20 protein-coding genes are annotated in these 18713 nt (G+C 61.2%); 9 read left to right on the forward strand and 11 right to left on the reverse strand.

The window, feature by feature from the left end; genetic code table 11:
* Window positions 1–218: 218 nt before the first annotated feature.
* Complete coding sequence (locus tag DC522_RS27695) at window positions 219–1160, reverse strand: alpha/beta hydrolase (RefSeq protein ID WP_116531794.1); 942 nt, start codon at window positions 1158–1160, stop codon at window positions 219–221.
* A gap of 94 nt (window positions 1161–1254) precedes the next feature.
* On the opposite strand from DC522_RS27695, the gene DC522_RS27700 reads away from it, so the two are divergent.
* Entirely contained in the window at window positions 1255–1515 is a 261-nt protein-coding gene (locus DC522_RS27700) for a DUF6460 domain-containing protein (RefSeq protein WP_116531778.1), read from the forward strand.
* A gap of 15 nt (window positions 1516–1530) precedes the next feature.
* The gene (locus tag DC522_RS27705; RefSeq protein ID WP_116531779.1) at window positions 1531–2868 is read left to right on the forward strand and encodes an MATE family efflux transporter; all 1338 of its coding nucleotides are present in this window, start codon (window positions 1531–1533) and stop codon (window positions 2866–2868) included.
* On the opposite strand, the gene DC522_RS27710 is transcribed toward DC522_RS27705, so the two are convergent.
* A complete protein-coding gene (locus DC522_RS27710) occupies window positions 2865–3959 on the reverse strand; it encodes a quinone-dependent dihydroorotate dehydrogenase (RefSeq protein WP_116531780.1) in 1095 nt (364 codons plus the stop codon). The two genes, DC522_RS27705 and DC522_RS27710, sit on opposite strands and share 4 nt — an antisense overlap.
* The gene (locus DC522_RS27715) at window positions 3956–4300 is read right to left on the reverse strand and encodes a DUF952 domain-containing protein (RefSeq protein ID WP_116531781.1); all 345 of its coding nucleotides are present in this window, start codon (window positions 4298–4300) and stop codon (window positions 3956–3958) included. The genes DC522_RS27710 and DC522_RS27715 overlap by 4 nt, the downstream gene beginning before the upstream one ends.
* 156 nt (window positions 4301–4456) lie before the next feature.
* Here DC522_RS27715 and DC522_RS27720 point away from each other — a divergent pair, with 156 nt between their 5' ends.
* Window positions 4457–5089, forward strand: a complete 633-nt coding sequence (locus tag DC522_RS27720; protein WP_116531782.1) for a helix-turn-helix transcriptional regulator — start codon at window positions 4457–4459, stop codon at window positions 5087–5089.
* Between the two features lie 57 nt (window positions 5090–5146).
* Here the strand turns inward: DC522_RS27720 and DC522_RS27725 are convergent, their stop codons facing one another.
* Complete coding sequence (locus DC522_RS27725) at window positions 5147–6868, reverse strand: lysine--tRNA ligase (RefSeq protein ID WP_116531783.1); 1722 nt, start codon at window positions 6866–6868, stop codon at window positions 5147–5149.
* Between the two features lie 121 nt (window positions 6869–6989).
* Window positions 6990–7871 carry a transporter substrate-binding domain-containing protein gene (locus tag DC522_RS27730; RefSeq protein WP_116531784.1) on the reverse strand — a complete coding sequence of 294 codons (882 nt, stop codon included), beginning with the start codon at window positions 7869–7871 and terminating at the stop codon, window positions 6990–6992.
* Between the two features lie 70 nt (window positions 7872–7941).
* Here DC522_RS27730 and DC522_RS27735 point away from each other — a divergent pair, with 70 nt between their 5' ends.
* Window positions 7942–9828, forward strand: coding sequence for a glycosyltransferase (locus tag DC522_RS27735; protein WP_116531785.1), 1887 nt, complete (start codon window positions 7942–7944; stop codon window positions 9826–9828).
* On the opposite strand, the gene DC522_RS35075 is transcribed toward DC522_RS27735, so the two are convergent.
* The gene (locus DC522_RS35075) at window positions 9771–9938 is read right to left on the reverse strand and encodes a hypothetical protein (RefSeq protein WP_165820339.1); all 168 of its coding nucleotides are present in this window, start codon (window positions 9936–9938) and stop codon (window positions 9771–9773) included. The genes DC522_RS27735 and DC522_RS35075 overlap by 58 nt on opposite strands.
* 95 nt (window positions 9939–10033) lie before the next feature.
* Complete coding sequence (locus tag DC522_RS27740) at window positions 10034–10702, reverse strand: trna delta -isopentenylpyrophosphate transferase (RefSeq protein WP_116531795.1); 669 nt, start codon at window positions 10700–10702, stop codon at window positions 10034–10036.
* Between the two features lie 366 nt (window positions 10703–11068).
* Between DC522_RS27740 and DC522_RS27745 the strand changes: the two genes are divergently transcribed.
* The gene (locus tag DC522_RS27745) at window positions 11069–11719 is read left to right on the forward strand and encodes a hypothetical protein (RefSeq protein ID WP_116531786.1); all 651 of its coding nucleotides are present in this window, start codon (window positions 11069–11071) and stop codon (window positions 11717–11719) included.
* Here the strand turns inward: DC522_RS27745 and DC522_RS27750 are convergent.
* The 3 genes from DC522_RS27750 to DC522_RS27760 are packed head-to-tail and all read right to left on the reverse strand — an operon-like array spanning window position 11716 to window position 14836.
* Window positions 11716–12714: a metallophosphoesterase gene (locus tag DC522_RS27750; protein WP_116531787.1), complete on the reverse strand. Its 999-nt coding sequence runs from the start codon at window positions 12712–12714 to the stop codon at window positions 11716–11718. The two genes, DC522_RS27745 and DC522_RS27750, sit on opposite strands and share 4 nt — an antisense overlap.
* The gene (locus DC522_RS27755) at window positions 12711–14540 is read right to left on the reverse strand and encodes an AAA family ATPase (RefSeq protein WP_116531788.1); all 1830 of its coding nucleotides are present in this window, start codon (window positions 14538–14540) and stop codon (window positions 12711–12713) included. Before DC522_RS27755 ends, DC522_RS27750 begins: the two co-directional genes overlap by 4 nt.
* Window positions 14540–14836, reverse strand: coding sequence for a hypothetical protein (locus DC522_RS27760; RefSeq protein WP_116531789.1), 297 nt, complete (start codon window positions 14834–14836; stop codon window positions 14540–14542). The genes DC522_RS27755 and DC522_RS27760 overlap by 1 nt, the downstream gene beginning before the upstream one ends.
* Before the next feature lie 290 nt (window positions 14837–15126).
* Between DC522_RS27760 and DC522_RS27765 the strand changes: the two genes are divergently transcribed.
* The 4 genes from DC522_RS27765 to ssb all read left to right on the forward strand — a co-directional run bounded on the left by DC522_RS27765 (window position 15127) and on the right by ssb (window position 17172).
* A complete protein-coding gene (locus tag DC522_RS27765) occupies window positions 15127–15732 on the forward strand; it encodes a hypothetical protein (RefSeq protein ID WP_116531790.1) in 606 nt (201 codons plus the stop codon).
* Window positions 15729–16187: a hypothetical protein gene (locus tag DC522_RS27770; protein WP_116531791.1), complete on the forward strand. Its 459-nt coding sequence runs from the start codon at window positions 15729–15731 to the stop codon at window positions 16185–16187. The genes DC522_RS27765 and DC522_RS27770 overlap by 4 nt, the downstream gene beginning before the upstream one ends.
* Complete coding sequence (locus tag DC522_RS27775) at window positions 16180–16455, forward strand: hypothetical protein (protein ID WP_116531792.1); 276 nt, start codon at window positions 16180–16182, stop codon at window positions 16453–16455. The genes DC522_RS27770 and DC522_RS27775 overlap by 8 nt, the downstream gene beginning before the upstream one ends.
* A gap of 213 nt (window positions 16456–16668) precedes the next feature.
* The gene (ssb, locus tag DC522_RS27780; protein ID WP_116531796.1) at window positions 16669–17172 is read left to right on the forward strand and encodes a single-stranded DNA-binding protein; all 504 of its coding nucleotides are present in this window, start codon (window positions 16669–16671) and stop codon (window positions 17170–17172) included.
* Window positions 17173–17238: 66 nt separating this feature from the next.
* On the opposite strand, the gene DC522_RS27785 is transcribed toward ssb, so the two are convergent.
* The gene (locus tag DC522_RS27785; RefSeq protein ID WP_116531793.1) at window positions 17239–18153 is read right to left on the reverse strand and encodes a hypothetical protein; all 915 of its coding nucleotides are present in this window, start codon (window positions 18151–18153) and stop codon (window positions 17239–17241) included.
* Between the last annotated feature and the right edge of the window lie 560 nt (window positions 18154–18713).

Raw genomic sequence — 18713 nt, forward strand, 5'->3', positions numbered from 1 at the left:
CCAGAGAGCATTGGAAACAAGAGGTTTGGCCATGCCAAACCAACGCACTCACTCCAGTTTTGTTAGGCACTCTAAGTCAGTCCCGTTTTAACCCTATCGAGCCTCATGCTGAGGAGCAGACGAAGTCTGCGTCTCGAAGGAGGATTCAGTGTGCGCTGGAAACGCCCCCGTCCTTCGAAGCGACCTTGAAGCCTTCCCAGAGAGGGCTGAGTTAAGGCTTAGAGAGCCTCCACAAAGGCATCGATCCGCGACAGGGCCTGTTCGCTCATGGCGCTGTCGAAGCGGATGAACACGTGGCAGCCGCCCGGCCAGATGGCGAGATCGGTCTTGTTGCCGGCCGCCGCATAGCGGGAGGCCATGAAGAGCGTATCATCCAAGAGCATGTCCTTCGTCCCTACGGAGAACAAGGCCGGTGGCAGGCCCTTGAGGTCCGCGTAAAGGGGCGAGATGTCCGGATTGGTCCGGTCGCTCACATGGCCGACGAAGTTGTCGGCGAAGACCTTCACGTCGTTCGTGTTGAGGATCAGGCGCTCTGGCCCCCAGTGCCGGACGCTTGGGCTGAGGTTGAGGTCATAGCAGCCCGCGAACAGGTTCGCGCCCCGGAAGGGCTTGAGGCCATGCTTGCCGCGCAGGCGCAGGATGGTCACGGCCGAGAGATGCGCACCTGCCGACTCACCGCCGATGAAGAGGCGGGAGGTGCCGAAGCGGCTTTCGGCCTCGCGGATGACCCAGAGGGCCGCCGCCTCGCAATCGTCCGGCCCTGCGGGATAGGGATCTTCAGGCGCGAGTCGATATTCCACCGAGACTACGGCAAGACCGCAGCGGTCCGCCAGGCGGTCAAGCCAGGGGTCCTGCTCGTCCGAGGTGCCCCAGGTCCAGCCGCCGCCATGGACGTGGAAATAGACGCCCCGCGGCTTCTCAGGGGTGATGATCCGCAACGGAATCGGCCCGGCAGGCCCGTCGATCTCGATCACCTTGGCCTTGTGGCTCGAAGGCATCAGCGGGAACGGTCCAAGCCCCTGGCGGCGGCGCTCCCGCACGAGGGCCGGAGGCACGGACATGGGATCGGGAAGAGCCGCGAGCTTGGCCACGATATCCGCGTTCTGAGCACGGATTTCCTCGCTGACGGCGGTGGGGTCGAAGAGAGCGGGATCGATCATGTGAGGCTCGACAGGGTTGCGTTCGTCATCGGCCCTTGCGATGAAGCACACGCTGCTAGTTACGTCCAGTTACGCTTTCAGACGAGATGAGGATATGTCCAACCTGACCCGGTTTCTCGGCGGCTCGCCCGGCTCCGTGCTGGCCAAGCTCATTTTCCTGTCGCTTCTCGTCGGCGCCTTCATGGCCTTCCTCGACATCACGCCCTTCGTGCTCATCGAGGGCTTGTTCAACTGGATCAGCTCGGTTTTCGACCTCAGCCTGGAGACCGTGAAGGAGGTCGGTCTCTGGATCGTCTATGGTGCCGTGATCGTGGTGCCGCTCTGGCTCATCTCCCGTCTTTTCAGCCAGCGCTGATCGGGTCACGCATCCATGCATGGCTCCTTGAACGCTCGCCGCCCCGAGGTTTCTCACCGGCGCATCTTGGCCCTTGCCTTGCCGATGACCCTGTCGCACGTGACGACGCCCCTGCTGGGCCTCGTCGATGCGACGGTGATCGGGCGGCTCGGTGAAGCCCACCTCCTGGGTGCGGTGGCCTTGGGAGCCGTGATCTTCGATTTCGTGTTCTGGAGCTTCGGCTCGCTGCGCATGGCGACCGCTGGCCTCACTGCCCAGGCGACGGGCGCCGGCAACAAGCATGAGATCGACCTGACGCTCGCCCGCGCCTTCCTGGTGGCTGGAATTACGGGTCTCCTGCTGATCCTGCTGCAATGGCCCGTCGGGGCGCTTTCCTTCTACGCCGCTGGTGCGAGCGAGGCGGTGACGGGAGCCCTTTCCACCTATTTCTTCATCCGCATCTGGGCCGCGCCCTTCACGCTCGCCAACTACGTCATTCTCGGCTCGACACTCGGGCGTGGGCGCACGGATCTCGGTCTGTTGCTGCAGGTCGCCATTAACGTTGCGAATATTCTGCTGACAGCAGGCCTCGTGCTGATCTTCAATCTTGGCATCGCAGGTGCCGCCATCGGCACAGCGTTGGCGGAAGTTTTGGGCGCAGGTCTCGGCATCGTGGTGCTGCGCCGTCTTGGTTCGAATCCGTTCGCCGTGACCTGGGCCGAGGTGCTGAACCGCGCCGCGATCCTGAAAGCGCTCGCCATGAACCGAGACATCATGATCCGCAATGTGGCATTGATCCTGGCCTTCTCGATCTTCAGCGCGCTTGGCGCCCGCTCAGGCGATGTGACGCTTGCTGCGAATGCGGTGCTCTACAACATGTTCCTGATCGGCGGTTATTTTCTCGACGGGTTCGCCACAGCGGCCGAGACCCTGTGCGGCCAGAGCATCGGCGCGCGCGATGAGCGCGGCTTCCGCCGCGCCATTCACTTGAGCCTCGCCTGGAGCTTAGGGTTTGGCCTTGCCGTTTCAGCAATCTTCCTGATCGGCGGCGGGTCGTTCATCGACTTCGTATCCACGAATCCCGACGTGCGTGCCTACGCGCGTGAGTATCTGATCTTCGCAGCCCTCACGCCCCTCTTCGGTGCTGCCGCCTTTGCCTTCGACGGAATCTATACGGGTGCGACTTGGACAAAGGCGATGCGCGATCTCATGATCATCGCCTTCGCCATCTATGCAGCGATCCTTTTGGCCGCCGGCACTCTCGGGAATACAGCGCTTTGGATCGCGCTGCTCATCTTTCTGAGCGCACGCGGCATCGGCCAGGCCGTGTTTTATCCGCGGCTGGCGAAGAGGACATTCCCCTGCCTCACTTAAGGTATTTGGAACCGCCCCTGCGCTATGGCAGTGGCATCTCGCCCAACAGCTTGCGCGAGCGATGCCTTCTCCCGCTCGATCTTTTGCAGCAATCCACGCTTGATGTCGCCGATCAGGCCGGGGCCTTTATAGACCATCGCGGAGTAAAGCTGCACGAGGCTTGCGCCCGCGCGGATCTTCGCCCAGGCAGCCTCGGCTGAATCGACGCCACCGACGCCGATGAGCGGGAGCCTGCGCTCCACGCGAAGATACGTCTCGGCCAGCAATTTGGTCGACGGCACGAAGAGCGGCTTGCCGGATAGACCGCCGGCTTCCTTTGCCAGAGCCTTGTCTTTCAAAGTCTCGGGCCGCGCGATGGTTGTGTTGGAAACCGTGAGGCCATCGATGCCGCGCTTGAGCGCCGTTGCCACGATGGCGTCGAGGGTCTCGAGCGAGATGTCGGGCGCAATCTTCAGCAGGATGGTCGTTTTCTTGCGCCCCTCATCGGCCTTGTTGCGCGCATCGATGCTGCGGGCGAGCAGGTCGTCGAGAAACGCCTCTCCCTGCAAGTCACGCAAGCCCGGCGTGTTAGGGGAGGACACGTTGATCGTGAGAAAATCGACGAGACCGCAGAGGCCCTGAATGCAGGTGACGTAATCAGCAACACGATCAGATGATTCCTTGTTCGCGCCGATATTCACGCCGACAACGCCGGGACGTCCGCGTCGACGGGAAAGACGCTGACGCGCGATCTCCAACCCATCGCTGTTAAGGCCAAAGCGGTTGATGACAGCCTCGTCCTGCGTGAGCCGGAAGACGCGTGGACGTGGATTGCCTTCCTGAGGCTTGGGCACGACGCCACCGAGCTCCACGAAACCAAAGCCGAGAGACAGAAGCTGGTCGGGCACCTCACATTGCTTGTCGAAGCCGGCGGCAAGCCCCACGGGATTGGGGAAATGACGGCCGAAGACATCGACTGCCAAACGCGCATCATCCTTCGGCGTGGGCGTGATCGGCATCAGGGACAGGCTGCGGATCGTCAGCTGATGCGCCGTCTCGGCATCGAGCGCGTGCAGTGCGGGTTTTGCGAGAGAGAAGAGCGCGCCGATCATGAATCGAGATCCGGAAAAACGTGGCGGCCATCGGGGCCGAGTGACAGCGGCTTTACCCACAGGACGGCAGACAAGGCAAGGGGCGCATAAAGATGGGGAAAGAGGTCCCCTCCCCGCGACGGCTCATATCGTAAGGCTGGACCAAGCTCATCGGCATCGATAGCGATCAACAGGAGGTTCGCTTGCCCTGCAAAGTGTCTGTCGGCCGTCTCTTTCACCTGTTTTGCCGTGGAAAAATGGAGGTATCCATCCTGTATATCGATGGGTGCCCCCATAAAGGAATTTGCCTTTTTCGCCTCGTGCCAAAGGATTTCTGGGCATATTTTGTAGATGATGTGCATGAAATACCGATAACTAGACACTGCTTCTGGAGCAACTCTGACTAGACACATTGCCCTATAGAAATCTTGCATGTTGCACGGGTCATAGAACAACCTTAATTCCTAGGCATAAGTTCGCTTTCAGCTATTTTTCGCTCATTTGCGAAGGTCAGCACAATGTTATCTCACGAGCGCGTTTGGGCCGCCATCGATGCACTTGCCGCCCGCCACGGAATGACCGCATCCGGGCTGGCACGCAAAGCCGGCCTCGATGCCACCAGTTTCAACAAGTCGAAGCGTGTCAGCCCCGAAGGGCGGGAGCGGTGGCCCTCGACGGAATCCATTTCAAAGATCCTGCGTGCCACGGGCGCGACGTTGGAGGATTTCCTGCGTCTCGTCGAGCCCTCGGGCTCGTTGCGCCGCTCCATGATCCCTATGATCGGCATGGCGCAGGCCAGCGCCGGCAAGATCCTGACCGATGAGGGCCTCCCGGCCGGCGGCCCGGGTTGGGATGAAATCGAGTTCCCCGATTTCGGCCAGGAGAAGGTTTTTGCTCTCGAAGTGACCGGCGATTCCATGGCGCCGCTCTATCGCGATGGCGATGTTCTCATCGTTTCGCCGACCGCAAGCCCGCGCAAGGGCGACCGCGTGGTGGTATGCACCACGAAGGGAGAGATTTTCGCGCAGGAACTCAAGCGCCGCTCTGCCAAGACCCTGGAGCTGGCTGCCCTCACCAAGGACAGCGAGGAAAAGGCGATCCCTGCTGAGGAGATCGCCTGGATGGCCCGCATCATGTGGGCGCGTCAGTAAGGACTCAGGAACGCATCGAATAGACCCAAAGTGCACTCCACTTTTGGGATCGATGCTCTAAGCCGCGCGCGATTTCAGGAAGGTCTCATGCTCACGCACGAGGTCTCCGGCCAAAGCCTTTGCGATGAGCGCGCGCGTTTCCTTCACGCCATAGAGCGCGACGAACGAGCCGAAGCGGGGACCGCGCGGCTCGCCCAGCAGCACCTGATAGATCGTGTTGAACCACTCGATGGACACACCCGGACGCTCGGGCGTGGCGCCCTTGGCCTTGAGGTCCTGATAGCGCGGCTCGGCGCGGCCGACATTGTAGATCTCTTCCTGGATCGCTTCTGCCGTCGCAGGACGCTCGCCGGTTTCGAACGAGGCCAGCACGTCGCTCAGACGCTTGAGAGAAGCAGCTTCCACCTCGTCGGCCAGACGATAGGTCTTCTGCGGCTTCACGAAATCCTCGAAGTAGCGCACGGCGCGCTTCACGAGACTGTCGAGGCGCGGATGGGTCTCGGGTGAAACGCCCGGCGCATAGCGGCGAATGAAGCCCCAGAGCACTGCCGGATCTTCCGAGTTCGCCACCGCCACGAGGTTTAGCAGCATGGAGAAGGAGATCGTCGTGCCAGGCTGGTTGGCGCCGCCAGACGACACCAGCTCCGGAGCCGGCGGCTCGCCCGCATGGATGTGCCAGACCGGACTCATCAGACGCGCCTTGGCGTCCTGTGCCGGGTATTTCTCGAGGAAGGTGAGATAATCGTCCACCTGGCGCGGGATCACGTCGAAATAGAGCTTCTTCGCTTCGCGCGGCTTGTTGAACATGAAGAGAGCGAGGCTGTCGGGCGTGCCGTAGGTCAGCCACTCGTCGATGGTGAGGCCGTTGCCCTTGGACTTGGAGATCTTCTGGCCCTTCTCATCGAGGAAGAGCTCGTAGTTGAAGCCCTCCGGCGGCAGGCCGCCGAGCGCCTTGGCGATCTCGCCCGAGAGCTTCACGCTGTCAATGAGGTCCTTGCCGGCCATCTCGTAGTCGACGCCGAGCGCCACCCAGCGCATGGCCCAGTCGGGCTTCCATTGCAGCTTGGCGTGTCCGCCCGTCACCGGCGTCTCGAAGCGCTCACCCGTCTCGGGATCGCGCCAGACGATGGTGCCGGCGTCGAGCTTGCGCTCGTCGATCGCCACCTGCATCACGATGCCCGTCTTCGGGTGGATCGGCAGGAACGGCGAGTAGGATTGCTGACGCTCCTCGCGCAGCGAGGGCAGCATGATCGCCATCACCGCCTCGTAGCGATCGAGCACTGTCAGCAGGGTCTTGTCGAAGACGCCGGACTTGTAACATTCCGTCGCCGACTTGAACTCATAATCGAAACCGAAGGCATCGAGGAATTCGCGCAGGCGCGCGTTGTTGTGGTGCGCAAAGCTCTCATGGGTGCCGAACGGGTCCGGCACCTGCGTCAGCGGCTTGCCGAGGGAGGCCGCCACCAGCTCCTTGTTCGGGATGTTGTCCGGCACCTTGCGCAAGCCATCCATATCGTCCGAGAAGGCGATCAGGTGGGTCGGGATGGTATCGCCCGTCAGGATCCGGAAGGCATGGCGCACCATGCTGGTGCGGGCCACCTCGCCGAAGGTGCCGATATGCGGCAAGCCCGAGGGGCCATAGCCGGTCTCGAACAGAGCCTCTTTCTTGCCCGTCCGTTTGAGCCGTTCCACGAGCTTGCGGGCCTCTTCGAAAGGCCAAGCGGTCGCGGTCTGAGCGGCTTCAATAAGAGCGGGGTCGAGAGAAAGGGGTCGGGACATGGGCCTATGCGTCACGGAAAAGAATTCCAGAAGCGCGGCACACTAGGGATGAGACCCTCAAGGGTCAATGCGGCTTGAAGCGGTTGAGGCTCTCAAAAAGCCCTAAACAGGGCCATCAGCCCTAGAAAGGGCTGATGGGAAAGAACCTGAGATAAAGCTCGGCGTATTTGCCCTCTTTCCAGAGCTGCTGCAGGGCATAGTCCAGGGCGCGGCGCAAGGCGTCGTCCTCGGCTCGCGCGATGAAGCCGATCCCCTCTCCGAAGAACCGGCTCTCCAGATAAGGGCCGCCTGCAAAGGCGCAGCACCCTCCAGCATCCTCGCCGCCGACCCAGAGGGCGAGGCTTAAGCCGTCAGCAAAGATATAATCGACCGCGCCGCTCTTGAGAGCAGCCTCGGCCGCCGTCAGTTCGGGATAGGGCTTGAGGGTGGAACCCCGCATGAAGGCCCTGGCGAAGGCCTCATGGGCCGTGCCCTCGACAACACCGATGGTCTTGCCTTGGAGGAGCTTGGCCGTAAACGCCGGCATGTCCTTGGTCTGAGCAGGCTTCGTGACGAGCCGCGCCGGAATCTTGAAGTAAGGGGCCGTGACCGCAAAGCGCTGGCGTAGCTCGGCCGTAACCGGAATGGCGGCAGCCACGACATCGCCCTGCTTCTCGCTGAGCGCGTTGAGCAAAGTATCGAACCGGCGGACCTGGACAGTGCAGGTCAGCCCCAACCTCTCGCAGGCCGCTCGTGCAAGTTCGACCGAAAAGCCGGTGGGCGTGCCGTCGAGGCCGGGGAAGTGCAGGGGCGGGAAATCGTCGTCGACAAGGAAGCGGATCATCCTCGAAGCCGGGACTTCAGGGCGTTCGAGCTGCGCCTTCGGATCCCAGAAGTTCGGGATCATCACCGTTTGGGCCTGAGTGGCTCCGACCAATGGAGCAAGGAACAAGGCGGTCGCCAGCAACCAGGGCGACTTGATCTTACGCCCAAAATAAGCAACATTCGTAATAATATAACGCATATGAAGACGATACTCTCTTGCCCGTTGCTCTGCATCACCGACGAACACGCCTCAGGAGCGCTCATCGCGCATGAGGCAGGGTCTAGCGGAGGAAGGTAGACAGTCAACTGCGCTGCCACTAGAGATCGGCTTTCTGGCCGATCACGGTTACCCGGCAGAGACTTTGCGCGATGCGGCCATGATCGCCGACTTGACCGGCGCTTCGGCCGATCAGGTGATGGTAAAGCATGGACTTATCGAAGAGACGGAATTCTATCGGGCCCTTGCCACCGAACTGCGCCTCCCGTTTCTTTCCGCCCCGCGCCCATCGCCGAGCGCCCGTTACCCTGAGTGTATCCTGACGGGACTTGCGCCATTGGCCAATGACGGCGGCGTCGTGATCGCCCCCAAGGGCCCAACCTTGGCTCGCCTCCTCAAAGGATTGCGCCCGGCACCTGCACTTGCGATCACTGCACCGTCTCTCCTGTCGAAAGCGGCTTTCAGAACCCAAAGTCGTATGATCGCCCATCGTGCGGCCTTCGAGCTGCCCTATGCGGCGCCGGCCCTGTCCAGCCTCAAAGGCGCCAGCTTCGTCCAGATCGCGGGAGCAACCCTGATCGCATTGGTCATATCCTTCTGCGGTGTTGCAGCTTTGGACCTCATGACGATCCTGCTGACCTCGATCTTGAGCCCGCTCTTCCTCTGCATTGTCGTTTTAAGACTGGCGGCCTCTCTCCTGAGCAATCCTCTCCGAGCGGCAACTCCCCGTCATCGCATGAGCGATGCGGCTTTGCCGATCTATACGATCATCGTTGCGCTGTATCGGGAGCGTCGTATTGCGTCGCATTTGGTCGCAGCTCTCAAGCGACTCGATTATCCGGCGGTCAAGCTCGACATCAAACTCGTGCTCGAAGCGGACGATCACGATACTCTAGGGGCCCTCAAAGCTCTTCGTCTGCCAGGCAATATCGAAATCATCGTCGCCCCGCCCGGAGAGCCGCGCACGAAGCCGCGCGCGTTGAATGTCGCTCTCCCTCTCGCGCGTGGGCACTTCACGGTTGTCTATGATGCAGAGGATATCCCTGACCCGGCGCAATTGCGTCTGGCTGTTTCCACTTTCGCGCGAATGCCACGGAACGTGGCCTGCCTTCAGGCGCGACTGACCATCGACAACACGGACGATTCCTGGCTCACGCGGCTTTTTACCATTGAGTATGCAGCCTTGTTTGATGTGTTCAATCCGGGCCTTGCCGAGATTGGCAGCCCCATCCCGCTCGGCGGAACGTCCAATCACTTCCGCACCGCAATTCTCAAAAAGATTCACGGTTGGGACGCATGGAACGTGACGGAGGATGCGGATCTCGGAATCCGCTTGTCACGCCTGGGCTATCGCGTTGCCGACCTTCCCTCCTCTACTCTCGAGGAAGCCCCCATCACGCTCAAAACCTGGATGCGGCAGCGGACCCGATGGATGAAAGGTTTCATGCAAACCAGCATCTCTCATTCCCGCAAGCCCGCCCAAGGATGGTCGCAGCTCGGCTTCTGGCGGTTTTATGCCGGCATGGCTCTAACGGGAGGCGCGGCGCTGAGCGCGCTCATCTATCCCTTCTGCACGGCGCTCTTTGTGGTCCTTTGGCATTCGGAGAAACCTTTGTCGGCGGATGCGACCTGGAATGCGCTTTGGCGAGCAGGAAGCCTGACGCTGTTCTTCTCCGGTATGGCGTCGCTCTTCATTCCAGCCTTGGTGGCTCTGCATCGACGGCGCTTGTGGCGGCTTTTGCCCTGGGTTGGCCTGCTTCCCCTCTATTACGTGCTTGTCAGCATCGCCGCATGGCGAGGGTTGTGGGAACTCGTCACCGCACCCTTCCAATGGAACAAAACCAGCCATGGCCATGCACGGAGCTCGCGCTCAGGCATGCTTCAAAAGCACCATGCCAATGTGGCCAGAACCATGTCGTTGAAGATCGCGCCGCCGTAATGCCACCAGAGCAGGCCACCGGAGGCCACGAGGCACAGGACGGCGGCAGCGATGAGAGCCAAGCCCGTCCGCCGCTCCGAGATGCTGGTTTGCTCCGTGTCAATATGCATCGAGACTCCAAGGTCTTTTGCCAGGACGACGCATCATAACCGAGCTCCCCATGAAAAACGAGGCGGCTGATGCCGCCTCGCTGGGAGAGAAGAAATTAGGCCGCAGCCGCCTTCTTGGTGGGCCAGCCAAGTTCCACCAGGCGGGCCTTGGCGAAGTCGCGGATCTCGTCGCGGATGCCCTCCGGCAGAGAGGAGAGCAGCTTCTGTGTATCAGCATGCAGCATCAGATCCGTCACAGCGTTGATGGTCTTCGCCTTCTTGATCTTTTGCTTCAGTTCCTCTTCCACATTGCCGCCAGCCGTCACCTCGACCTTGGTCTTCTCGGGCTCAGCGCGCTCGGCCTCGACTGCCTGCTCAGCATAGCCCGGGCGGCTCTGCTTGAACTCGTCGGCCTCCTCCTCCGAATAGACGAAGCCGTGAAGCTCGATGAGCTTGAGGATCACACGATCCTTGGCGCGTTTCTCGGCCATGGCATAGACATAGGCCGCCTGCTTGCCGGATACGCGATAATTCACGCCGACGAGGGCTTCACCAATGGACCATTCGACACGCTCGCCCATGCGACCGGTCACCTGGATCACAGCCTCATCGCGCTCGGCGCGAATGATCTTCGGCTCGTCGAAGATGATCTTGGCCTGGGCGGCGATGCGCTCCAGCGTCTTGTGGTAGATCACCGCCGTGCCCTGGACGCGCCAGACATTGCCGGCCATCGGCTCATCGAATTTTGCAAGCACCTCGGCGATTTTCTTGTCTGCTGTATTCATCTCGTTCCTATCTCTCACAATGCCCGCAAAACCGGTCTTCACGCTCTTCTCGAAGCCTCCTTCCAAGGCAGGCGTGTTCGTTATTTGTTCTATACCAGATTACGCCTTTTGGGTCCAATGAAGAGGCGACCAAAAACCCATTAAAGCTCTTGTTTTACAATAGCTTATAGCCAGCGGCATTTTGCCTCAACGAAAGGCTTCAAGAGCATTCGTGGCAGAGCTTCTGAAGGATCGCCCTTCCCCTTGGTTATTTGACTTTAGGACACTTGTTCCTTATTTGTTCTAATCCAAAGAGCAAGATTTGATCTATCGCAAACGCGCGGATTGCCTCTTCCTGCGCCCCCCTTATTCACCGTGGAGGCCCCGATGTCTGCACCAGCGATCCTCGACCTGTCCGACCGACGTTCGGAGCGCCGCCAAGGAACGCCTCGCCTCAAGAAGCGGCCAGCAACGCCACTCACGCGCAATACGCTGATTGCCGACTTCCTTACCATCTGCGAACTCGACCCCGAGATTGAGTCCCTACGCGCGCCGGCTGATCCAGCTGAATTCCAGGTTGAGGATCGCACCATCGAGCACATCGCGGATTTCGAGATCGTGCGGGACGGCCAATCCTTTCTCGTCGATGTGCTGACTGACGAGGACCTGCTTACGCATCCGCTCCGCACCGCTGCGATCCACGGCCTCGCTGCGGAAGATGGTCGCCACTTCTCTATCGAGACCGCCGCCAGCATCCGCGCCGAGCCACGCTTCACGACGGTGCGCCTCATCACGGCCTGCAGGCGTACGCCCGTGACGGCCGGTGACCGGGTGCGCATTCTTCACCAACTCGATGAGGTCGGCACCATGCGCCTCGTTGACTGCGCGGGTGCCGTCATGAACACGCAGGATGGCGTGGCAGCCGTTCTGGCGCTTGCCTGCGAAGGATTGATCGCGGTTGATATCAGCCGCCCGATCCTGCCCGAAACACAGGTGCGTCGCCGCCGCCTGCCCTATACGGACCCGTTCGCATTTTAAGACTGAGCGTGCCGCTCCACGGCCTCGCTCAGGAGCGAGCGGACGATGGCGCGCACCGCATCGGGCGTATTGTCTTCAGTAAACCTTGCTTCGATCTCATCGCGAACGATGGAGCCATCGCCGCTGCGTTTCAGCTCGGTCGAGGATTCCGCCTGCAGCAGCGTGACGAAGGCGCTCTCCACTTCGCGTGCCACCACGCCGCCATCGGCCGCCTCCACGATACGTCCCGTGAGATCGAACACGTTGCGCTCGTGGGGCAGTTCCTGCGCCTCCAGCTCGCCACTTGCATGGAGGATCCAGGCGCACGGAATGTGATCCGCCAGATCGACCGACTGACGGTTGATGTTGCCGGGATTGAGCCAGCGCGTGCGCCCGGCCATCACTGCCTTCTGCGTCTTGTGGATATGCCCGTTGATGAGCACGTCGCAGCCTTCCACCGCGAAGGGAGGCACCGCGCCCGGATATTCGCCGTCGAAAGCAATGTCGTGATGCGTGAACCAGGTGTGCAGATCGACACCGGAGAAGGAGCCGCGCGCATCGGTGGGGACTGCCTGGCCGTAAGGCGTCATGCCGACGCCCAAGCGCCGCGCGCCGATATGGAACTCGACCACAGGCGCGGAGGCTGCCACTACATCGACCACATCGCACAAGCCCAGCAGAGCCAGCGTGTCGCCGTCGGTGAGTGTCGTGTGCTGGATGTCATGATTGCCCACATTCACGAGCGGGCGATGGCGAAAGCCTCTGAGGATGCGGATGAGCTGGTTCTTCAGCGCCTCATCCGGCTCCACAGGCCTGTCGAAGAGATCGCCGAGGATCACGGGCGCAAGCCCCCGCTCGTTGGCAATGGCGACACAACGCTCGAGCTTTCCGAGCACGGCCTGCGGCCACACCACATCCTTGCGCCGCCCGGGTCGGCGCGAGCCCACATGTGGGTCGCCGATCACGAGAAGGCCGTTGCAGATGACAGGCTGGAGACGATCACCGGATAAGATCATGCGGTCAGCCGCTCCGACGGCGAGGCGCTTGAGGAATGGGCGTGATGGTCCAGGAGGTTCTCCGCGCTCACCGGAGAGCCGCAGGTTGGGCAAAGCCCGCCGGTGTCTTCGACAAAGCGCGCCATCTCGGCCTGCACGGATTTCAGACCCTCATCGATCTGCGCCATCCGGCTCTTGGCGATGAGGGCGGCGCTGTGAAGATCGGTGAGACGCTTCAGGATGTTTTGCGCGGATGTCGTGCTTTCAAGGACTGGCACCCCATCCGGCAGGGAATGAAGTGCAGCCAAGCGCGCCTTGCTCGATATCAGCTCCTTGCCGAGGTGTAGAACATGACGGCCGATGCGCTCGCGCTCGCGAGAATGCTCGACACGGCGTGTCAGATCGGCCATCTGCTCCGACTGCGGCAGCGTGAGCATGGCTTCCACCCGCGCCTGCGCCTTCGTGAGCTGCTGTCTGAGGCTTGCCTGCCGCGCCGCATGATCCCGCAAGCTCTGCAAGCGATCGGAAACAGCTCTGATCTCTTGTGCCTGTTGGCGAATAGCAGCGAGCTTCCCTTTGAGAAGTCCGATCTCATCGAATCTCGCCAGCGTGTCCTGCAATGCAGCCAGCTCCCGCTCGCCATTACGAACGGTCGCGTTGTCCCTCGCGCAGCGTTCGCGATGGATCACGAGCATGTCGCGAATGTAGCTCGCCTCCTGTCCGATGGAGAGGACAGCGGAGCGGCGGGACGCCGTTTCACCGAGCAGGAACACCGGGAATTTCTGGTGCGCGATATGGACATCGAGATCTTCCACCTTGGTGATGCGGAAGAGATCGCCCACCCAATCCGGAACGCTGCGCCCGCCGGTCTCGTAGCGCATGCCCTTCTCCTCCACGACGGAGCCATCCGCCTCGTGAAGAGACCAGATATTCACCGGCGAGCGGCGCGGCTGGCGTGTGAAGCGTAACGTGCGCTTGCCTGCGACGCCGATCTCGACGGTTGCGGATTTCACACCAGCTCGCACGAGGCTGTCGCGGGCCTCGCCATAGAAGACTGCGCGCAGCGCGCGGATGAAGGTGGACTTGCCGCGATTGTTCGGCCCGATCAGCGCATTCACGCCGGGGCTTAAGGACAGCATCGCATCCTCATAGGCCTGCACATTGATGAGACGAATGAAACGCAGGCCCGGCTGCGTATCGTGCCAAGCCGCGCTGCAATCAGCGGCCTGCACGGTAACGCCGGAGATCGGCTCACCGACGATGCGCGCGATGTGGAACTTGTCCGAGAACTGCGACAGGTCGTGATGGGACACGGCGAAGCACTGGACGCCGAGACGCGCCGCTCCATCCTCCAGAACCCTGTAGAAGGACGAGACGCGATCAGGCGCGATCCAGCAATCGGCTTCGTCGAGGGCGAGGAAGCGCGCCACGTCCGCCTTCACGACGGCAATCAGGCGCAGCGCCATGCCGATCACATTGGTGAGCGCACCGCCATTGTCCTCCAGCACGTCTTCCAGCGTGCCATCCGGACGGCGCACGCAGATATCGAGTGAAGCGAGGCCGCGCTCCGTCGACAATTCCAGCGCCACTGGTTTTTCGCCAGGCAACACCTCCTGCACGAGAGCCGTCAGCAATGTCTCAAAAGCAGCCAGATTGCGGCGGCTGGCGCTGCCATGTACCGCCTCGATGAAGGCTTCCACCTCGTCCTTGACCGCAAGGCGCCCCTTTGCGAGCTCGATCTCGCGTGTCAGCTCGGAGACCCGCAAGGCAATCGCATCGCGTCGTCCCTCGAGCCGCGCAAGAGAGGCCTCCGCGCGAGCGACGTCATGCTCGATGGAGGGGTCCATCAACGCTCTTCTCCGAGTTGCTGCAGGCGCGCTTCCACCTCGCGCAGGGCTGCACCGAATTCCTCGACCAGCTTGGCATTTTGCGCAATCGCCGCTTCGATGAGGCTTTGGATCTCCACCTCGTCGTCAGTACCGAATTCGGCCTTGGCGAGCTTCTGCGCCTCTTCGAGGTCGCGCGCCAGACGCTCCACCTCGCCTTCTGCACGGATGCGTTCCGCCCGCAGCTTGTCGAAGGTCTTGCGCAGGTCTTCGAGGCGCCGGAGGCTGTCCGATTCCAGGCGTGTGAGGCTCGTCATCAAGAATGGCTCCGCTGCGGATCTATGGTCAAGCTTGAGTTTAAGACGGCGATATTTGGTCGCAACTTCTTTGCCTTATTTCGCTCTGGATTGCGGACCATCCCTTCAATCCTGCCATCCAGACCTCCAGATAATGTCCGTTACTCCAAGATTACAGTCCCACACAACGAACTTTGCTTGACACCTCACGGTCCGGCATTATGTTCTTGTTTTGTTCACGCATCAAGTCAGTGCTGCTTCACGCGTGACGCCCTGGAGCTCAGTGAGCTCCTCGCTGGAAGGATGCTGGTATGACCGCCATGATGGACGTGCGCCCGATCTTCGAGAACGAGGAATGGCTCGTGACGGAAGAAGGTCTGGAGCACAAGACGACCGGCTACTTCATCGAGCGCGAGAGCTTTGGCCAACGCCGCGAGGATGGCTTGTGGACCTGGCCGTTGCACATGGCCGAGAAGAGCTGGTGCGCAATGACACCGTTCGCTGAAGCCTTCTCCTGCGCAGCTTCCGTCTACAACGTCGAAGCAGGCGCAGACCTCGCGCAGACCTTCAAGGTCGCCCGCAGCGAAATTTCAGCTTGGCCGCAGGTGAAACAGGCCTCGCGAAATCCTGCTCCGATGGCATCCTCAAACTTGCGAAATGGAGCGCAGATACCCATCTCTTTGCAGTCGGGTTCTTCCGAAAAGTCCTTGCAGGACGAGGGTTTCCGTAAACTCGACGAGAGTTGGCGCATGCGCGGACACATAGGCGCGCGCCTCTTTTCGACAAGCCCGCGCATCCGCTCCGCTCGCTATACCATCGAGAGAGATCCGTCTCCCGCATGGCAAGCGCCGTATCGGATTCGCAGGACGGGAACGAAGCTGGTTCGGCTGCTGCAAGCGGCCTGGAACATACGATGATGGACATGCCGAGCTTGAGGCACAATGAGCAATCCTTTTTCGGCTGGAGCACATCGCGCCGCGATGCTCCTGACACGAATTGTTCTGCGCCTGAAACGGCGGAGGACTTTGCCAAAAGCGTGATTGCCACCATCTGTCATGCCAGCGTGACGCCAAGCGTCGGACGCCGCACTTTCGAGCGCTGCATGCGTGCGCTCGAGTTCGGCTCGACATCGCGTGTAGGCTTCCGGCATCCGGCCAAGGCTGCGGCAATCGATCAGATCTGGCGTGAGCGCGAGCAGCTCTTTCGCACCTACACCGCAAGTTCCGACAAGCTGCGTTTCTTGAGCACGCTTCCCGGGATCGGGCCGGTGACGAAACATTCCCTGGCGCGCCGGCTTGGCCTTTACGGCGAGCTTCGCGACAAGGCCGCGCTTGAGAAAGAAATAACAAGAAGAGGTTCAGCCCATGTCTAAGGTTCGTGCAAGTGATGTCGGCTTCTGCGTGGTCGATGCCAACGCAGACGTGATTGCCGACAATCTCGTCCACCGCATCCGCGAGGCAGCCGTGGACATGGAAACCCAGGTGAACCGCCTCTATCGTGGCCGCCAAGCTTATGATCTCAGCGAAGGAACGAAGGCCGATCTCGACAAGGCCATCGAGCAGTTGACCTACATGGCCCGCACCCTTCGCGAGGTTCAAAAAGAACAATCGAAGGTGGTCTATCTTCAAGCTGCCGAGTAACAGCACCCTCATCGAGCGGCGCTTGGAGCGCCGCCCTTCTTGTATGCGCTCACATCCTCTCCTTCTTCTCACCCCTTTACTCCCTTCTGCCCCAGCGTCTTTGCTCTTGAATTTCATTTGGAACAAATATAGAACGTTAGGCGATGCCCCTGTCGGGCAGGAGAGTGCAGCAGACCCGAGCGAGGTTCGGGAGAGATGAAGGGAGATGCTCCGATGGCAGGCAGCGTGAACAAGGTGATTTTGGTGGGCAATCTGGGCCGTGACCCGGAGGTGCGGCGCCTGAGCAACGGCGAGCCGGTGGTGAACCTGCGCCTGGCCACCTCCGAGAGCTGGAAGGACAAGGCCACCGGCGAGCGCAAGGAAAAGACCGAGTGGCACTCGGTGGTGATCTTCAACGAGAACCTGGCCCGCGTCGCCGAGCAGTACCTGAAGAAGGGCTCGAAGGTCTATGTCGAGGGCCAGCTCCAGACCCGCAAGTGGACCGACCAGCAGGGGGTGGAGAAGTACTCCACCGAGGTGGTGCTGCAGCGCTTCCGCGGCGAGCTGACGCTCCTGGACGGCCGCCAGGGCGGCGGCGCGCCGGAGTATGGCGACGAGGAGCCGGGCCAGATCAGCCGCGGCGGCGACTTCGGCCGCGCCTCGCCCATGGAGCGCCGGCCCGAGCCGGTTGGTGCAAGCTCTCGTCGCAGCGATTTCGACGACGACATTCCATTCTGATCAAGGCTCACGCAGCTTCGACGAAATCCGGGCTTCGGCCCGGATTTTCCTTGTGCCTTGTGCTCTTCAAAACCCGGCAGGGTTCTTCTGTACGGCATGACGTGATTGCTGAGCACGCTCCATCTGACGAAGCTTGCGCGCCCGTTCCTGAAGCTCGTCCCGCGTGGGCCACCACCATCCCCTGCTCTCCCGCAATGCGCGATCTTCTGGCTCTCGCGCAGCCTTCGTGCGATAAACTTCCTGCAAGGTCGGCATGCGCCACCGGGCCCAGACATAGTGGCTCGGATCGTCCTTTGCATGGGGATAGAGAGTGCCGTCCAAGGCCTCATCGATCACGTGGTCTTCAATGTCCTCGAACACCACGACGCCCCATGAGAGTGTTGCAAGGGGCCTCTCCAGCGGCGGGAGATCGTCTCCTGGAACCGGGTAGCGCCTGCGGCGGCGCTCTGCTTGAGCAGGACTTGCAGGATCCACGCCCTGTCTCTTCTGCTCTTCTCGCCGTCTTCTCCTCTCCGCAGGTTCGTTGCGGCGCGCCGCATCCTCAATCGCGGGCCAGAGCCGGCGTAGCTCTTCATAGGACCGGAAGGGCACATGCCAAATCTTTTCGTCAGGATTCCAGTACGCCCACGGAACCGAGCGAAGCGCTTCGACGATCGTGTGCGAGTAAGGTGTGCGGACCCTCAAGTCATCGCCGACCTCTAGGTATGGGCTTTCCAGAGGCTCGAAGAGATAAGCATCCCTCCCTTTCGCATCGGCGTGCCGGTCCAGGGTTTCGAGTTCCTGCGCCATCCAAGTATTGAGCCGCTGCACAGCTGTTGTTCCGGGAACGAACCAACCTCGCTCCTCTCCGCGCCAGCGCGCACGCGGAAAGGACTCTCGGAACCGCCGCACGAGATCGCGATCATACGGGAAGGATGCATAAGCTCCGGCACGCTCTTCATCATTGGATGGAACGACGCGGAAGGCGGAGGCGATCTCCATCAAGAATCTCTGCCGGTTGCCTCACATGAAATCTATGAGACAACATGGAATTTCCTGAATAGATCCGCGGCGTCTCGGGAAGAGACATGGCGCCTCTCAGTTGGGAGCGGCAGGTCTCAAGTGCAGGGTAATGCGTGATAGCTTCATGCAGGTGGTCGCCCAGATCGCTCTCTGCGCCATCGCCCAGGGGCCTGCGCTGGAGCCTTCTACTGGCAGAGGCGCGTCGGGAAATATGGACGCTGCCCGTGTTGGGGCAGCGAATCCTACCCCGAAGTTTCATCCTCGGCCGACATTTAGAGGGATTTGGCTATTGACCTGCTGATCTAAAGCATCGGACCCAAAAGTGGAATGCACTTTTGGGTCCGATGCTTCCTCTTTCAAGCAGCGCATCATTGGGTGCGGAAAACCGGGTCCACTTTTCCGCACGATGCTCTAGGTACCGGTTCAGGACGCATCCGAAACTTCGGTCGGGGAGTCGCATGCCAGCCGATCATGGATCCTTTGCCGCGCCTGCCCTGGATGTCGGGCCGCTGCTGGAGCGCTTCAAGGCCCACCAGGCG

Origin of the sequence: Microvirga sp. KLBC 81, from assembly GCF_003075415.1 — a bacterium.
Taxonomy (GTDB): Bacteria; Pseudomonadota; Alphaproteobacteria; order Rhizobiales; family Beijerinckiaceae; genus Microvirga.

Excerpts from the sequence above, each read along its gene's own strand:
- DC522_RS27725 (WP_116531783.1), bottom strand. The coding sequence starts at position 6,868 with ATGTCCCGACCCCTTTCTCTCGACCCCGCTCTTATTGAAGCCGCTCAG.
- DC522_RS27785 (WP_116531793.1), bottom strand. The coding sequence starts at position 18,153 with ATGGAGATCGCCTCCGCCTTCCGCGTCGTTCCATCCAATGATGAAGAG.
- DC522_RS27695 (WP_116531794.1), bottom strand. The coding sequence starts at position 1,160 with ATGATCGATCCCGCTCTCTTCGACCCCACCGCCGTCAGCGAGGAAATC.
- DC522_RS27710 (WP_116531780.1), bottom strand. The coding sequence starts at position 3,959 with ATGATCGGCGCGCTCTTCTCTCTCGCAAAACCCGCACTGCACGCGCTC.
- DC522_RS27750 (WP_116531787.1), bottom strand. The coding sequence starts at position 12,714 with ATGATCTTATCCGGTGATCGTCTCCAGCCTGTCATCTGCAACGGCCTT.
- DC522_RS27755 (WP_116531788.1), bottom strand. The coding sequence starts at position 14,540 with ATGGACCCCTCCATCGAGCATGACGTCGCTCGCGCGGAGGCCTCTCTT.
- ssb (WP_116531796.1), top strand. The coding sequence starts at position 16,669 with ATGGCAGGCAGCGTGAACAAGGTGATTTTGGTGGGCAATCTGGGCCGT.
- DC522_RS27720 (WP_116531782.1), top strand. The coding sequence starts at position 4,457 with ATGTTATCTCACGAGCGCGTTTGGGCCGCCATCGATGCACTTGCCGCC.
- DC522_RS35075 (WP_165820339.1), bottom strand. The coding sequence starts at position 9,938 with ATGCATATTGACACGGAGCAAACCAGCATCTCGGAGCGGCGGACGGGC.
- DC522_RS27775 (WP_116531792.1), top strand. The coding sequence starts at position 16,180 with ATGTCTAAGGTTCGTGCAAGTGATGTCGGCTTCTGCGTGGTCGATGCC.
- DC522_RS27760 (WP_116531789.1), bottom strand. The coding sequence starts at position 14,836 with ATGACGAGCCTCACACGCCTGGAATCGGACAGCCTCCGGCGCCTCGAA.
- DC522_RS27715 (WP_116531781.1), bottom strand. The coding sequence starts at position 4,300 with ATGCACATCATCTACAAAATATGCCCAGAAATCCTTTGGCACGAGGCG.
- DC522_RS27730 (WP_116531784.1), bottom strand. The coding sequence starts at position 7,871 with ATGCGTTATATTATTACGAATGTTGCTTATTTTGGGCGTAAGATCAAG.
- DC522_RS27705 (WP_116531779.1), top strand. The coding sequence starts at position 1,531 with ATGCATGGCTCCTTGAACGCTCGCCGCCCCGAGGTTTCTCACCGGCGC.
- DC522_RS27700 (WP_116531778.1), top strand. The coding sequence starts at position 1,255 with ATGTCCAACCTGACCCGGTTTCTCGGCGGCTCGCCCGGCTCCGTGCTG.
- DC522_RS27740 (WP_116531795.1), bottom strand. The coding sequence starts at position 10,702 with ATGAATACAGCAGACAAGAAAATCGCCGAGGTGCTTGCAAAATTCGAT.
- DC522_RS27770 (WP_116531791.1), top strand. The coding sequence starts at position 15,729 with ATGATGGACATGCCGAGCTTGAGGCACAATGAGCAATCCTTTTTCGGC.
- DC522_RS27765 (WP_116531790.1), top strand. The coding sequence starts at position 15,127 with ATGACCGCCATGATGGACGTGCGCCCGATCTTCGAGAACGAGGAATGG.
- DC522_RS27745 (WP_116531786.1), top strand. The coding sequence starts at position 11,069 with ATGTCTGCACCAGCGATCCTCGACCTGTCCGACCGACGTTCGGAGCGC.
- DC522_RS27735 (WP_116531785.1), top strand. The coding sequence starts at position 7,942 with ATGAGGCAGGGTCTAGCGGAGGAAGGTAGACAGTCAACTGCGCTGCCA.